Genomic DNA, 14,378 nt, shown 5'->3' on the forward strand with positions numbered 1-14,378 from the left:
TTACGCTCCGGGATTATGAGGTGGCATTTTGCACAATGGAAAAATAATCAGTCTTTTTCCTGAGCCAGATTAAAGCTGATGATCACCCGATCCCCTGCAGGGCCTTTCTCGGTTGCCAGATTTGGGGCCACCGAATGGTAAAGCCAGCTGGGGAATATCAGCAATTTACCGCCCTTGGGGGTAAAATTCACCTTGCTCCAGCATTCTTGGCGGCGCTTGGTGTTTGCCGCATAGCGCGGGGGTGTCATCAAGTTCTGGGTGCGGGGATCAGTGAAATCAATATTCCCCGAATTCTTAGGCGTTTGCACATAGTAAACCCCGCTCCATTGGCATCCAGGGTGAATATGGGCGCGGTTCGAGCTGCCTGGTGGGTTAATGATCGACCACATAGAGCCAATCTTCAGGCTGTAATCCGCGTGAAAATTGTTCTGTGCACTCAGCGATCTAGAACAGCTATCAATCAGGCGCACCAGCGGTTTGTATACTTTCTCGCGGTGCAGATTATTATGGCTGTGCCAGCCCCCTAGGGCCTTAAAATTAGACCGTTGAATGCCCTTGGTATCGCGGTCTCGCTCAGCGTAAATCGCCTCTAGGATCAGCCGGTTGGCCTCTTTTTCAACCGCATCTGGTAATTGAAATGCAAATATCTGCGTTGGGAAATATAGGTTCTCGCTCACCTCTACAGAGTCATAAAATTCCTCTGCTCTGGTCGAGTTCTCTTCGATGTCAACTTTAATCTCGTTCATCTTAATCCTCCAAAATATAATCTTCGTTTTTCAAGGCCTCGCCCTGTTTAATAAATCTCTGTACATAACTATCGCACAGCAAAATTCTGCGCTCTTGGCTGTTCCAAAATGCGCCTTGGTCACAGTGATCGAAGTGAATTTCGACCGGGTGTGGCCAATTAAAGCGGCGCATTTCATTTGCAAAATCATGTAGTATCCCATCGGCCTGTAGCGCGATTTTCATCGGCCCATCGCCGTACACCAAGGACACATTCGAAGAGGGCTGATCCGCCTCTAATAAATGAGGACGCAATACGCCCCCCCAGCCCGCAATCTGATCAGGGGTGGTGTCAGAACAATCGTCTAGGTCGCGCTGACTGAAATCTAGCCACTCTACCTGTGACGCCCATTCTGCGGGATCAGCACCATATAGCAGGCAAGCCGCCTGATAGGCCCTGCGAATATCCAGCAAATGCTCTCTCTTAAAATCATAGGGGCGGTGTGCCGATTGCTGATCTTCGTATTTCCAGGAACGTACGCGATCGCCAATAATTTCAGGCGCTATATCCGTATGGATTTGCGTGATCCAAAGCGTTGCAAAGCTGTCGGCCATGGCCTCTTCGTTGGCCAAAACCGGCAGATTAAATTCTGATATCAAGGCATGCGCCATCTCGTGATACAGAACATGCATCATCGTATTGCGCGCAAATGTGCTGTCAAATGACTGTAGGGGGGGCTGGTCTGCTATGGGGGTATCACGCAATACCTCGCCCAGCGCCGCAATGGTATTTATTAGCGCTTGGTCAAATTCCCCTGCCCGCGCCGCTGGTATGAAACGATCCAGCAACACATCTTCGATCTGTTGCCCGCGCAGCCCTCTAACCCCATTCGCCACGGCAAAGGTCAGCTTCTTGGCCTCTAAGTCCATCAATAACAGAAATGGGTTCTTGAGCGTTGGCACCTCTTGGCGCCATTTCGCAAACTGCTGATCGCGGTAACTATCTAAATCGCTAAACCCCGGCACGCTCTGGCTCTGCTTTTCAATGATCACCCTTATGGTGAATTCCGAGATGTTTTCGGATTGTTCTATAGTCTGCTGTAACAGGGTGGTCTGCGTTTCATCCAACAGCAGAGCGCGATCCAGCACATCCGCATGTGCCATATTTGCAGAGGTAAATCCCAGATGCACCACAAGCATCAGCCTCGCCCATATTTGTAATGTCATGTCGTTCCTCGCTGCTGGGGTGCCGCCATCAATCGAAACTGATGGCGGCGGTTTTTATCAAAAGGTTTTGAAATTAGGCCCAGTCGTACTGGTTGCCGCTTTCGTTACCTTCGTTGTCTTCGTTACCTTCATTGCCTTCGTTACCTTCGTTGCCTTCGTTTCCGGTATTGGTGCCATCGCTGTCACCCCAGCCTAGGTGGGATTCATCACCTTCGTTGCCTTCGTTATCCTCGTTGCCTTCGTTGGATTCGTTGCCTTCGTTACCCTCGTTGCCTTCGTTACCTTCGTTGCCGCCGCCACTGCCGCTGCCGCTGCCGCCAGCGTCACCGCCACCGCCGCCGCCACCGCCGCCAAAGCTAAAGCTTGCGGTTAGGTCAGATGCTAGAAGTTCTAACAATTCAGGGGTAATTACGTTTGTTGTTGTCATTTTATTGTCCTTCAAAAATAAATTTATAGCGGCGTTGGCTAACCACCAAATGAAGGAACTGCATGTGCATGTCCCAGTTTGTCTTTTTTGCCCGACATGTCATCTAAGCAAAGCACCCAACATCTTGCATGTTGGTATCTCTTGGTCCCCGTATCGAAGCCTTTCGTTGGTTTCGTCCTGTCCATCTGTTTACGCGGCGCACAGACCCGTCTGGCGCGCGGCGCAAGCTGGTGGCGACCTCATTTGGAAACCTATGTTCTGTCATCTCTTGCAGAACACTGCGAAGCACCTTGGGCTGTGTGATCCAGTCGTTGAAAAACAACCCAGAGCCACAATTCCACTCCGCATGGGATAGGGCGCTACCGGTTTTTAAAACCCGCCCCAAAACCGCATCGGACAACCATGCCCATGTGACCATCCCTGCGGGTTGGCCGCCTTGGTCTACAAAAATCTGCAAATTCCCGGCCCTCAGCGCCGGCAGGATTTCAACCGGCAAATAATAGCTCAGGGAAAATTGCCGGTGATAGGGAGAATCCGCCAACTGCTGGATGGCCATGCCAATCGCAGATAGCCCGTCATAGCTAGGGGCCTTAATCCACGGCCAAAACGCCACATGATCAGACGCGGCGCCCGCCCGCGCCTTATCCTGATGCGCCGCAATAAATGCATCTGGCGTCATCTTAGCATCCCCGCCCCCTAGACTGGCAATCGCAAAGGCCCCCAAGGAACGCCAATACCGAAGCTGATCCAGCGGCATATCCACGCCATAGCGCACCGCACCATCCGCCTGCACCCAACCCAGCGGCCCAAAATCCGCGAACCAACCCAGATCAATCTGGCCTGTCCAACAGGGAAACAGCGCATCAGACGACAGCCCCAGTATCGCTTGCGCCGCACCGCATTCGCGCACCGATGGCACCGCTGGAATTTTTAGATCACACGGACGCGGCGCTGGCTCAAACAGAAGCCACGCTAACAGACGGCCCATATCCTCCACAAAGGCATGCAGATCCTGTGCACCCTTGCACCGCAGGGCCAGCGCCGCAGATACCGCCCCGCTCAGACGCACCAGATCATCGCCACGGTGGTCAAAACTACAGCTTATAAATTGGGTCTCGACGCCAAAGCCATTGACCCGAACCTGCTCATCACCAGAACTCACCGACTGATTCACCACACAGCTCTGGGAAAACGCATCGATCACCGCGCCCTGTCGGCCAAACACCTGCGCCAGCCCATCAATGACCGCATCAAACGCCCCTGCCGCGTCAAGCTGACAAGGGTCCCCCACCGCAATCGTTTTCCCATGCGCGATGGTTTCTATCGTATCGGCCAAATAGGCCATCGCTTGCGTGCCGCTGGCGAATAGAGACGAAATACCCGTCGCATCGGATGATGCGAAAAGTTGCACAGCAATCAACCGCGCGATTCCATAGTTCATGCGATAGTCATAGGCCCGCTCGGGGTTGGACAGGGCATCGCGGATCAGTGCTAAATCCTTGGTTGTATAGGTCGCGCTTTCTTGATGCCACACAGCAATCAAGCGCGCCTGAAGGCCTGCATCAATCCCCCCTGCCCCAACGATGGTTTTCAGCTCTCCAATAAATGCACAAACCTCGCGCGCAAGCGGGGGCATAAATTCAAACCCAGACATCAGCGCCTGAACCCCATGCGCTACCTCATGCCCTAGGCAAATAATATCCGCAGGCGTCCCAGACCAATTGAACCCAATCTCTATATCCTGATCATCTGTCACATGCGTATAGGGCCGTGAGGCTGTCTGAACAAAGCGCATGCGCTCTAGGCCTGCCGTAATGTCCGGCTGATCGATAAACAGCTCTTTGAAACTTGGGATAATCAGATCATCTAGGCAATGCTGAAGGCTGGTGAATGTATAATGCCCTGCATCAAATTCACCCAAGCCTTGCCAGATCATAGGTGATTTAACCTCTGAAATCCGCTGTAATATGGCGGGGTTTAACCCGTGAATTTTCACCCAGTTGCTGAACATGGAACACTTTTAAAATCAAACAAAACAATCTATAGGTGTATTGATATGGTCAATCTCTCCTCCCTGTCAAACAAATAAGTTAATTTTTTATTTAGGCGAAATTCACCCCAGTTCAGAATGGGTAAACACCCAATAGTCATTGGCCGGACCGAGAAAACTTATCCCCTGTGGCCTCTCAATAGAACCACCCCAAGAGGTCATCTCTGCTCGAATCTCCCATGCAGTATCCTGTCATGGGCCTTGATACAGAGCGCTAGAGTTTTTTCATGAGTCTTTCATGAAAGGTATTGGTTCCGATGTCTAAGTTTTTAAATCTAAACGGCATGAGGCAACGCATATGTGTTGTTTTCGCTATTTTAACTGCGACGCTGTGAACAGGCTGTTTGTCAACGACATCCCAGGGTGTACCGCGTCAGCACTTATGAGTGCAGCCGGTTATGTTTTGCTAAGCTAGAGTTTTTCGCTCATCCTAATCCTAAGAAGCATATAAGATGAGAACGAGAACGGGGCCGAATGGATCAGCTGACAGACATATAAAAGAGATAAAGCATAAAACGCGCAGGAAGTTTTCTGCGGAGGAGAAAATTCGTATTGTTTTAGACGGCTTGCGTGGGGAGAGTTCGATCTCAGAGCTTTGCCGTCGCGAAGGTATTGCGCAAAGCTTGTATTGCAACTGGCCCAACCCCAGTTCGCGAGGCGTTGGATCACTTGATCCAACGCCTCGCCGCCCAATAGCAAACTTCATCAAAGACCACAGTTGACGGGTTGTATCCCCTTTCTGGTCTTTCGGTGACCCGCAAGCATATTCGCCTAGCGTAGGGTCACCGAAACTGATGTGCGATCGCACAAGGCTATGGCCCCATCATTTTGCATATGCCATCTCAGGGAGGAAAGTGGCAATCGCAGGGATGAACAGTATCATAAGCAAGGTAAGAACCTCAATTTGAAGGAACCACCAAATCCCACCGAATATCTCTTTCAAGGAAAACGAGGGTGCAACACCTTTGAGAACGAAAGCGTTTAATCCAACGGGCGGTGTGATTAAGCCGATCTCAAGTGTTTTGACCACAACAATAGCCAACCAAATCGGGTGCGCACCCAGCTCGATCAGTGGCGGTACGAATATCGGCACCGTCAGGAACATTACCGATACCGGATCCACCATACAACCAAGCACCAGCAGCAAGAGCACATAGACACAGACAATGCCCATCATCGACATATCAAGGCCAATAATATACTCGGACACCGCGCCCGATGCGCCACTTACGGCTAGATAGGACGAGAAGATCAAGGCCCCAACAAGAATGATGAATATGACAGATGTTGTCTGTGCGGTATCAAGAAAAACTTCCTTCAAGACCGAAAATGACAACCGTTTGCGGATCAATGCGATTAAGAAAGACCCGATTGCACCAATAGCGCCTGCCTCTGTCGGGGTGATAATACCCGCATAAATGCCACCGATCACGATGCCTCCAAGTGCCAGAAAGCTCCATACACCTTTCAAAGACTGCAACCGCTCTTCGATACCAGCCTTAGGAAGTGCTGGTGCCATTTCAGGATTGCGGCTGACGCGGATGTAAATCATCACCAAATACGCAAAAGCTGTCAACAAACCTGGTACAATACCAGCGATCAACAACTTCGGTACAGATTCACGCGCGATGATACCATAAACGATTAGGTTGATACTGGGCGGGATCATACCTGCAAGTGTTCCAACGGTTGCAACACAGCCGGCGGCCAGCTTGCGATTCACCTTTAGCCGCAGCATTTCAGGGATCGCAACGCGGCCAAACACAGCCGTTGACGATGTGGTCGAACCAGAACAAGCAGCAAAGGCAACCGCAGCGACAGTCGTGGCGATCACCACACTGCCCTTTAGATGTCCAAGCCATGCACGTGTTGCCCGATAGATGTCCTGCGTGATACCCGCCTTAGCCGCGACATGCCCCATTAGTAGGAACAAGGGCACCGCACTAAGCGCATATCCTGATCCAATATCAAACAAGCGGCCACCAATGGTATCAAAGGTAATTGTTGTTCCACGAATGAAGGCAAATCCCGCAGCCCCAGAGAGCAGTAACGAAATACCAACCGGTACACGCATGATCATTAAAACGGCGACCATTCCGATCACAAACGGTAATTGGAGTGATTCAATCATAGCACTTCCTCAACTTCAGTGGATTTTTGATGCGGAAACTCATCATCAATGGTTTCCTCAAACAGCTCATTATTGACGATCAAGTTGATCAATTGGGTTAAGAAACGGAATGAAAACAAAGCCAACCCAATAGGAATACCCGCACGGGCCCACCATGTTTTGACCTCGATAATTCCAAGGATCGTATCCCCCATGACATAATTGCTCCACGCTGATTCAGCGCTTGTCCATGTCAGGATAGCGAAAAATAGAAATGCCATTGACAGATAGAGACCTTCAACACCCTTTCGGATGCTGCGGGGTAGGTGATCGTATAGAATACCTACCGTGATATGAGCATCGCGACGTTGCGAATATCCCAACCCCAGATAAATTAGATATACAAACATCAGGCTTACGTACTCATACGCGCCAGGTAAGCTTTTGGAAAACAGTGCCCGCGCTGCGACTTCGAGGACGGTGATTGTCATCATTGTCGCAACGGCCATGGCCGAGGCATAACATGCGATTTCCTCTAACCTTTTTTGTAGCCATAAGACCCTACTGGTTAAACTTGCCATCGAGGCATCCCTCCTTCAAAAAATTAGAATTTCGAACTGGCGTCACACGTACAAATCTGTACTGCGCTTTGGCAGAATACACAATTTTCCGGTGTTTCGACATTCTTGCGCCGCCCAAATCCTGTTCAAGTGTTCTGGACGGCGCGCTTGTTATTCGTGTAGGCAGGCTTTTAGCCTTCGTGTTTCGCAAGTAACTTCAAGAAGTCATCCAGAACAGCCTGACCAGGTAGGCCGTCTGCTTCGCGGGCTGCGACCCAGCTCTGCCATGCGGCATCGCGCACGTCTTGCATCTTAGCCTTCTCAGCGGCATCAAGTTTAACAACTTCGGTCTGCTCGCTCAGTTTAGCGTGAGATTCAATTTCGGCCACCTCAAGAAGGCTACGGGCTTTCACAACCATCTCATCGTTCAAATCTTCGATCACAGCCTGAACATCAGCAGGAAGCGCGTTCCATGTGTCTAGATTGATGGTCACAGGCAATGGGAAGAAGAACCAATCTTCGTCATCCCAGTAGCTGAAAATCTCGCCAAAACCAAAGGCATAGGCATCAGCAGGCGAACCAATGATTGCGGCTGTCACAACTTTGCGCTCCGCAGCAGCAGGCAATTCACCCCATGGGATACCGTATACTGTGATATCAAGCTCCTTAAGGATCTCCGCTGCGCCACCGTGGGCCCGAATTTTGGCGGCCTTTAGATCGTCAATCGTACGGATCGGCTCGTGCGACAACAGCTGAATAGATGTCCAAAGACCTGGGAACAGGTACTTTTGGTTCATTGCTGTAAATTCTGCTTCTACAGTCTCAGATTTGAACAGCTCGTGACCTGCCTTTGCATGCGCCAATGGATCGTCGCTCATGAAAGGAAGTGACGTTACGTTCGCAAGCGGGAAAAGACCAGGGTTGTAGACCGGTGAAAACTCACCCAAGTCAAATGCACCAACCTTAATGTTTTCAGGTTGACCAGAAAGCTTCCCGAGCGCCCCACCAAAAATCCGTGTAAAGTCTACCTTGCCTTCGGTGCGTTTTTCAACTTCATCCATCCACCAGCGAACAGCAAGGTTAGACGGGCCCTTGCCAGTAAAGGCGTGGTACTTGAGGTTAACTTCCTCGGCCATGGTTTGGGCGGGGATGGCCAGCGATGTTGCTGCCACCAGCGCACCGGCGATAAGTGTCTTATATAGTTTCATTTCAGTTCTTCTCCCTAAGTTTGTTTTTCGCCCGTCCAGACGATGAGCAAATGCTCGGTTTGGCGACACAGTCGTTCGGCGCGCTCCTCGTTACCGATTGTCAACTGCTTGGTGTTGTCACCTATTATCGAATACCCGACGTGCACAACGGTGCACATGAGGGATCACGCCCTGAATTTGCGGAAACCCGCAGCAATTTGATCAGCACTGGCATAGGATGATCTTTCGGTACCAGTCTTGGTTGATCGCTGTAGTTCCTAATAAAATCAGGGCGGGAATCATTGGATTACTTCCTAACCCAGTTTTCTTGAATTTCGCATCCAGCACGGCGCAACAGCACCGAGACCGGGCATTTTTGTCCAACGATTTCCGCTAGCTTTGCGATCTGTGCATCGTCGGCATTGGTATCCAAGGTGACTGTCAGTTCGATCACCGGAAACGGCGTGCCAATCTCGGCCTTGCCAAAAACACCGCGGGTGTCGAAATGGCCACAAACGTCGAATTCCATTCCACGAACATCCATTTTCAACAAACCGGCAACGTAGTTAGCAATTACATTTGTACACCCCAGCAAAGAGGATAACATTGTCTCAAGTGGCGTTGCGAAAAGATCCGTCCCACCACGTTCTATTGGCTCATCAGTTGTAACAACCTTGCCACGTGCAACCATTTCGGTGCGCGCATCACTTACTGCGTGACCTGTGACATCAATCTTGAACAGATCTGGCATAACATGTGCCATTGGCGTCTCCTTTATACTCTATATCTAGGTTATGGTTTCGCGCCTAAAACAGCGCAAGACCCGGTGTCTTTACCTTGATGCGATACAGCGAGGTAGAAGAGGTAAAATACATATCCGTTAGATCCGCCCCACCCCATGCGAAATTTGCCGTAAATTCGGCCATGCGGATAACACCCAGCGTTTCGCCCTCTGGTGTGATAACATGAACCCCACCCGGGCCCGTGCAATAGACATTGCCCTTGCTATCAATTTTCATCCCATCGGGATGACCCTCGCCTTCGCCAGTTGTCACCTCTACCCAGACCTCGCCGCCGGTGGCGGTGCCGTCCTCGGCAATGTCAAACTTGCGGATATGTTTGTGCTCGGTATCATTCACATACAACGTTTTGTGATCCAGCGAAAAGCACAGCCCATTGGGTTGAGCAAAATCATCCGCAAGCTGGGTCACGGTCTTGCCATCCGGCGTAACACAATACACACCCTGCGCACCCATTTCTAACGCACGCTCGACACCGAAATAATCCATGCGCCCATAGGTTGGATCAGTGAAGTAAATCAATCCATCATTGCGTACGACAACATCATTTGGGCTATTTAGCGCCTTGCCATTGTAATGGGTAGCCAAGACCGTCAGCCCGCCATCATGTTCTGTACGGGTTACGGAACTTGTAGCGTGCTGACAGGTCAACATACGCCCCTCGGCATCATAGGTGTTTCCATTGCCCATTTCACTTGGCGCGCGGTAGGATGAAACCTTACCATCGGCCCCTAAACGAAATTGCTCGTTTCCCGGAATGTCAGAGAAGGTTAGGTGCTTTTCAACAGGGTGCCAGATTGGGCCCTCTGTAAACAAAAAATCCCCTGCAATTTTTTCCAACGTTGCATCAGCGTCAACAATGTCGTGCATGCCTTCTGCGCGGATCTCAATAGTCATGTCTCTGCCCTTTGCTCTTTCACGCGCTGACCGCCAGAGAACCAATCGGTTTCATCAACCTCATCAAAGGTCACCCAAACATTTTCTTTTGGGATGCCTGCGGCCTGCGCCAAGGATTCGGTCACATCGGCTTGTACCTTGGCCTTAATGCCCTCGGGGTCATTTTCTATAACTTGCTTAACGATGCGAATGTTGACGAACGGCATCAAAGTCCTCCTTGTTTGGCATTTTGGATCAGACCCAAAACAACGTTTCTGGAATCAACCATAAATCAGAGAAGTCACTAAGTATCCGTAGGGTCGCGCATGATAACAGCGGGAACCCGCAAAACCTTGATGCTTTTAGGGGAGGTAAAGGTTAGTGAGACTTCGCCGAAAGCCAAGACATAAGCATTTCCTCTTCCCGGCGCAGCGCGTCAGCATTCAAAATGCCGCGTGTCATCGCGATCGAAATAGCGCGGGTGCGCGAATTGAAACTGGGGCCCCAGTCAGACGACGGAATATCACCCTTCTCCAATCCCAGCTTTTGATACAAGCTTTGCAATCTGCTTTGCGCACCGCGCAACGATACATTGCGCCGAGCAGCCATTGCCTTGTCCGTCAGGCCAAGGCACAAATCTACCAATGCTTCATATTCAAGCTCACTAAGCCCAGACAAACGGTTCCCCGCCCGTTGTTGAACACCACGAACCTCACGGTCGATAACGCATTGTTCGGCGACAAAAACCCCCTGCAGAGCCAGCTTTAGTTGTTCTTCGGGGGCAGATTTAAGAATGTATCCATAGACAGCCGCCGCAGGTACAATTTTTGTGATACCGCGGATATAGGCCTCTTCTGTGTAGTTTGACCAAAACAAAATCTTGGTCGCCGGTGCCCGCGCCCAAATCGACTTTGCAACCTCGACACCGGTCATTTTTGGCATTTGAAGGTCCAGAATTACGCAATCGTATTGTGCGGATTTAAAGGCCTCGATCGCCCCCTCTCCATCGCTGGTCAGGGTCATTTCAGCCAAATCAGCAAAGGTGTCATTTGCCACATCTTCTAGAAAAGATCGGTGAAGTTTGTCATCTTCGGCAATTAATAGTCGCATGAAATATCCTGCATCAAAGTTTAGGGGGCGTCATAATCCGGCTGGCCTGCGGTTGCAGGGACTGTGATCCTAACACGCGTGCCCACAGGGTTTTGCAATCGTTCGAAATGAACCTTTGCCGAGATTAAATCAGCACGCGTCTTTATGTTTCCTATCCCGCTATGCGATTGCAATTCGGTATCTTGGATTCCCTTGCCATTGTCGTCGATCGTTACACTTATGTCACGGCCCTCATGTGCGATACGAACTTCGATGCGTCCGCATTCCGCATGCTTCAGCGCATTATTCACCGCCTCTTGTACGATGCGATACAAGGCAGTACGCACGGTATCCTGTAGGTCGTCCAATTTTCCATGCGACGCATCTTCGACATGCATCTCTACCGGACGATGCATGTTTTTATTGCAGCGCTGTAGATGGGCATCGACGGCCTCGGCAAAGCCAAACAGCTGTAAGACACCAGGCTTCATATCTTCGACAATACCACGCACCTCGTCTAGACAATGATCTAATTGTTTTTGAATCGCTGCAATTTCATCCATTGCCGCCTTTGATCCACCTTCGACACGTGACATGCGTCGGCGAATACGCGCGAGATCCGCAAGCGTTTGATCATGAAGATCCATCCCCAATCTCTGGCGTTCGCGCTCCATACCTTCGGTCAAACGCAAGGCCCCAATACGCAACGTACGTTCGCGCCCTGTTGCCTCAAGCTCGGCAATTGCGGAATTCTTCGCCTCTTTCCCGCGCTCTAACGCAAATAGATAGGCCGCCACCAGATCGGCCGCGCCCTGCGCCAGCACCACCATTTCTTCGCTGTAGAAATTCTTTTTGTGGCTCGAAATCGCAAGCGATCCAATCAGTTCCCCCTGTACACGAAGGGGAACAACGATGCGGCTGCGTAAATTCGCTTCAAAAATTGGCTTGCTATCAGAACCCTCAAAATGGAACACAGGGTCAGTCCAAGCGTCATCTGTTATGATATAGTCAGCATCGCCGCGCAGCACATCTCGGATGGGGCTTTCCTCCGTTGGCTTTGCTGGTGCCTGTGTGTGGTTCCACGATGTGTGCATGCGTGCCTCGTAGCAGACCTGCGTCCCTGTGGCCAACAGCAGTACAATATCGAGATGGTCATGAGAGATTAAGGCGCGCAGACGGCTGGCAAAGTTTTCAAGCACAAGTTCATAATCAGTCGGGCCAGCAATCGCCCGAGCGATAGATAAATAACAATCCAATGCTTCTGCTTTATTCGGCATAACAGCACATGCACCCTCCTGAGGTGCCTTCACATGAACATAACCTGTCTCTTTTTTCAACGTTTCCTCTTATGGTTAGGTCTTGGCATAGGCTTAAGCACAGCCTCTGGCGCATGCCCAAGCATTTGCAACAGGGGTCAAACCGTCAACAATCGCTAGCGCTCCATCATAAATCAACGGCGCCAAGTCGTTTTGAGCCAATGCTATTTGATATAGCCGAGAATTTCCTGGATCTCCGATAATTACGACGTCTTGCCCTCGCCACATTTCGCGCATCGCGGTGATTTCCGCACCAATTAACAAACCAGAAAGATGCGCCCTAAGAAGACCATTATCCGTTCCACTCAACAGCCCTCTGGGCCGTAGGCCAAATAAATGTGCGGTCAATCTATCAGAGTTCAGCATCGCAGTTTCAACACCTTTCAGAAACGCGCTGTCATCCCATTCGTCACTGGCGGTACAGAACCGCAACACAGAATGGCGCGTCAACAGGTCGAACAATTCGCCAGTCATGAAGGTCGTAAAAGATTGAACTTTCCCATGTGTAACCCGTGCCCATTTTGAATGGGTTCCAGGCAAACAAATGGTACCGCTGAAACTTGGGTTTTTGGCAAGATATCCAGCAATCTGGGTCTCCTCGCCGCGCATGATATCATCGGGCTCACGCTGACAAACACCTGGCACAATGCGCACCGATAAACGCGGGTCATTCGTTGGTGCATCAACAACAGAGGCCATTTCCACAGGAGAACAAGGCACCTGTGAATAGGCAGCCTCTAACCAACCTTGCCTTGCGCCCACCATGCCACAGGCCACAACCTGCATACAGTGGTTATCAGAAAGCCAGTCCCGGATCACATTCAATAAGGTAGCCTCAAATTCGCTTGGGGCCAGCTGGGACATACCCTTATTGCTATGGATCCGATCAATTATTACACCCTCTTCACCAATCGCATAGGCGATGAGGTTAGTTGTTCCCCAATCGAGGGCCACCCACTTAATTGCCATCTGCTCTTTTCCACTAAGTTAGTTAACGGCCCATCACCTAAGGGTGCATCTCCACATCTGCCTGACGTAGACGAATATATGCACCGCAAAGCGCGCAGCAGTTCTGCGGGAACCCGCAACATCCCCCTTAGTGGCAGCAACAGATGTATTGCTATCCCAAAGAGCACTCTTGTAGTGCAACGTTATAGGCCTCGACAATTCTTCGCGCCTTGGCTTGAACATCTTCTGCACGATCATTGGGTGCATAAATCGCAGTGCCGATTCCAAACCCTGCAATGCCGGCGCGAATCCAATTTGCGAAATTATCTGGCCCTGCTCCACCCACCGCATAACATTGGGTTCCTGTGGGCAAAACAGCGGAAAAGGCCTTAAATCCGTCGATGCCAATCACAGACGACGGAAATAGCTTCAACCCGTCAGCACCGTGGCGCAAGGCCGTGAAACACTCTGTCATCGTCGCCACACCCGGATAGGACTCTAGCCCAGCAAGCTTTGTCTCGCCAATGACATCCGGATTGCAATCGGGGGAAACGATGATTTGCCCCCCAACCTCAGCCACAGCTTTTACATCGTGGCGAGAAAGAACGGTACCCGCTCCGATTTTAGCATCAGCGCCGAAGGCATTTACAAGCTTGGAAATAGACCGAAGCGCCTCTGGCGAATTTAAAGGGACTTCAATCGTTGAAATACCTTCCTTCAAGATGGCCTCACCGATCGCCTCCACCTCTTCAGGTCTAACGCCTCTTAAGATCGCAATTATAGTCTCTGTCATGGTTTTTGCTCCAAATCCAACGCGCAACATTGATAAATCAGCCACATATTTTATGTCCTTCGGTCAAATCGTTGCGATCGATTACAGACAAACATGGCCCACCAACTAAGAGCGCTATACGGCTTTGGATTCTGCTAAAACGGCATTTCACGTAATAAATCAGCGGGAACACGCGGCAAAACATCCAAGGTGTATTGGCCCTATGGTCAACTTTTAGGTTCATCTCTGATATCTGGTTGAGAGGCCCGAGAGTCACTGACCGCTAAGGCCCC

Annotated in this window: 15 protein-coding genes; 1 reads left to right on the forward strand and 14 read right to left on the reverse strand. The window is 50.7% G+C overall.

Annotation, left to right across the window (positions count from 1 at the left end):
- Positions 1 to 47 precede the first annotated feature (47 nt).
- The 4 genes from QQL62_RS12345 to QQL62_RS12360 all read right to left on the reverse strand — a co-directional run bounded on the left by QQL62_RS12345 (position 48) and on the right by QQL62_RS12360 (position 4,388).
- Complete coding sequence (locus QQL62_RS12345) at positions 48 to 746, reverse strand: TIGR02466 family protein (RefSeq protein WP_284379724.1); 699 nt, start codon at positions 744 to 746, stop codon at positions 48 to 50.
- 1 nt (position 747) lies between these two features.
- Positions 748 to 1,950 carry a DUF4344 domain-containing metallopeptidase gene (locus tag QQL62_RS12350; protein ID WP_284379727.1) on the reverse strand — a complete coding sequence of 401 codons (1,203 nt, stop codon included), beginning with the start codon at positions 1,948 to 1,950 and terminating at the stop codon, positions 748 to 750.
- Positions 1,951 to 2,023: 73 nt separating this feature from the next.
- Positions 2,024 to 2,377, reverse strand: a complete 354-nt coding sequence (locus QQL62_RS12355; protein ID WP_284379730.1) for a hypothetical protein — start codon at positions 2,375 to 2,377, stop codon at positions 2,024 to 2,026.
- 103 nt (positions 2,378 to 2,480) lie between these two features.
- Positions 2,481 to 4,388 carry a toxin-activating lysine-acyltransferase gene (locus QQL62_RS12360; RefSeq protein ID WP_284379732.1) on the reverse strand — a complete coding sequence of 636 codons (1,908 nt, stop codon included), beginning with the start codon at positions 4,386 to 4,388 and terminating at the stop codon, positions 2,481 to 2,483.
- 491 nt (positions 4,389 to 4,879) lie between these two features.
- On the opposite strand from QQL62_RS12360, the gene QQL62_RS12365 reads away from it, so the two are divergent.
- Positions 4,880 to 5,149 carry a transposase gene (locus QQL62_RS12365; RefSeq protein ID WP_284379734.1) on the forward strand — a complete coding sequence of 90 codons (270 nt, stop codon included), beginning with the start codon at positions 4,880 to 4,882 and terminating at the stop codon, positions 5,147 to 5,149.
- Between the two features lie 101 nt (positions 5,150 to 5,250).
- Here the strand turns inward: QQL62_RS12365 and QQL62_RS12370 are convergent, their stop codons facing one another.
- The 10 genes from QQL62_RS12370 to QQL62_RS12415 form a co-directional block, all read right to left on the reverse strand.
- Positions 5,251 to 6,558: a TRAP transporter large permease gene (locus QQL62_RS12370; RefSeq protein WP_284379737.1), complete on the reverse strand. Its 1,308-nt coding sequence runs from the start codon at positions 6,556 to 6,558 to the stop codon at positions 5,251 to 5,253.
- The gene (locus QQL62_RS12375) at positions 6,555 to 7,118 is read right to left on the reverse strand and encodes a TRAP transporter small permease (protein ID WP_284379741.1); all 564 of its coding nucleotides are present in this window, start codon (positions 7,116 to 7,118) and stop codon (positions 6,555 to 6,557) included. Before QQL62_RS12375 ends, QQL62_RS12370 begins: the two co-directional genes overlap by 4 nt.
- A 170-nt stretch (positions 7,119 to 7,288) precedes the next feature.
- Complete coding sequence (dctP, locus tag QQL62_RS12380) at positions 7,289 to 8,305, reverse strand: TRAP transporter substrate-binding protein DctP (protein ID WP_284379743.1); 1,017 nt, start codon at positions 8,303 to 8,305, stop codon at positions 7,289 to 7,291.
- A gap of 286 nt (positions 8,306 to 8,591) precedes the next feature.
- Positions 8,592 to 9,047, reverse strand: a complete 456-nt coding sequence (locus QQL62_RS12385) for an OsmC family protein (RefSeq protein WP_284379746.1) — start codon at positions 9,045 to 9,047, stop codon at positions 8,592 to 8,594.
- 43 nt (positions 9,048 to 9,090) lie between these two features.
- Positions 9,091 to 9,981 carry an SMP-30/gluconolactonase/LRE family protein gene (locus tag QQL62_RS12390; protein WP_284379749.1) on the reverse strand — a complete coding sequence of 297 codons (891 nt, stop codon included), beginning with the start codon at positions 9,979 to 9,981 and terminating at the stop codon, positions 9,091 to 9,093.
- Complete coding sequence (locus QQL62_RS12395) at positions 9,978 to 10,187, reverse strand: tautomerase family protein (protein ID WP_284379750.1); 210 nt, start codon at positions 10,185 to 10,187, stop codon at positions 9,978 to 9,980. The genes QQL62_RS12390 and QQL62_RS12395 overlap by 4 nt, the downstream gene beginning before the upstream one ends.
- Before the next feature lie 151 nt (positions 10,188 to 10,338).
- Positions 10,339 to 11,070, reverse strand: a complete 732-nt coding sequence (locus QQL62_RS12400; protein WP_284379752.1) for a response regulator transcription factor — start codon at positions 11,068 to 11,070, stop codon at positions 10,339 to 10,341.
- Between the two features lie 20 nt (positions 11,071 to 11,090).
- Positions 11,091 to 12,386 carry a GAF domain-containing sensor histidine kinase gene (locus QQL62_RS12405; RefSeq protein WP_284379755.1) on the reverse strand — a complete coding sequence of 432 codons (1,296 nt, stop codon included), beginning with the start codon at positions 12,384 to 12,386 and terminating at the stop codon, positions 11,091 to 11,093.
- Positions 12,387 to 12,419: 33 nt separating this feature from the next.
- Positions 12,420 to 13,334, reverse strand: a complete 915-nt coding sequence (locus QQL62_RS12410) for a 2-dehydro-3-deoxygalactonokinase (RefSeq protein ID WP_284379758.1) — start codon at positions 13,332 to 13,334, stop codon at positions 12,420 to 12,422.
- Between the two features lie 151 nt (positions 13,335 to 13,485).
- A complete protein-coding gene (locus tag QQL62_RS12415; protein ID WP_284379761.1) occupies positions 13,486 to 14,106 on the reverse strand; it encodes a 2-dehydro-3-deoxy-6-phosphogalactonate aldolase in 621 nt (206 codons plus the stop codon).
- Positions 14,107 to 14,378 lie beyond the last annotated feature (272 nt).

Origin of the sequence: Amylibacter marinus, from assembly GCF_030160015.1 — a bacterium.
Taxonomy (GTDB): Bacteria; Pseudomonadota; Alphaproteobacteria; order Rhodobacterales; family Rhodobacteraceae; genus Amylibacter; species Amylibacter marinus.

What these genes read in the sequence shown, in the direction of transcription:
- QQL62_RS12345 (WP_284379724.1), bottom strand. Translation starts at nt 746, where the DNA reads ATGAACGAGATTAAAGTTGACATCGAAGAGAACTCGACCAGAGCAGAG.
- QQL62_RS12350 (WP_284379727.1), bottom strand. Translation starts at nt 1,950, where the DNA reads ATGACATTACAAATATGGGCGAGGCTGATGCTTGTGGTGCATCTGGGA.
- QQL62_RS12355 (WP_284379730.1), bottom strand. Translation starts at nt 2,377, where the DNA reads ATGACAACAACAAACGTAATTACCCCTGAATTGTTAGAACTTCTAGCA.
- QQL62_RS12360 (WP_284379732.1), bottom strand. Translation starts at nt 4,388, where the DNA reads ATGTTCAGCAACTGGGTGAAAATTCACGGGTTAAACCCCGCCATATTA.
- QQL62_RS12365 (WP_284379734.1), top strand. Translation starts at nt 4,880, where the DNA reads ATGAGAACGAGAACGGGGCCGAATGGATCAGCTGACAGACATATAAAA.
- QQL62_RS12370 (WP_284379737.1), bottom strand. Translation starts at nt 6,558, where the DNA reads ATGATTGAATCACTCCAATTACCGTTTGTGATCGGAATGGTCGCCGTT.
- QQL62_RS12375 (WP_284379741.1), bottom strand. Translation starts at nt 7,118, where the DNA reads ATGGCAAGTTTAACCAGTAGGGTCTTATGGCTACAAAAAAGGTTAGAG.
- dctP (WP_284379743.1), bottom strand. Translation starts at nt 8,305, where the DNA reads ATGAAACTATATAAGACACTTATCGCCGGTGCGCTGGTGGCAGCAACA.
- QQL62_RS12385 (WP_284379746.1), bottom strand. Translation starts at nt 9,047, where the DNA reads ATGGCACATGTTATGCCAGATCTGTTCAAGATTGATGTCACAGGTCAC.
- QQL62_RS12390 (WP_284379749.1), bottom strand. Translation starts at nt 9,981, where the DNA reads ATGACTATTGAGATCCGCGCAGAAGGCATGCACGACATTGTTGACGCT.
- QQL62_RS12395 (WP_284379750.1), bottom strand. Translation starts at nt 10,187, where the DNA reads ATGCCGTTCGTCAACATTCGCATCGTTAAGCAAGTTATAGAAAATGAC.
- QQL62_RS12400 (WP_284379752.1), bottom strand. Translation starts at nt 11,070, where the DNA reads ATGCGACTATTAATTGCCGAAGATGACAAACTTCACCGATCTTTTCTA.
- QQL62_RS12410 (WP_284379758.1), bottom strand. Translation starts at nt 13,334, where the DNA reads ATGGCAATTAAGTGGGTGGCCCTCGATTGGGGAACAACTAACCTCATC.
- QQL62_RS12415 (WP_284379761.1), bottom strand. Translation starts at nt 14,106, where the DNA reads ATGACAGAGACTATAATTGCGATCTTAAGAGGCGTTAGACCTGAAGAG.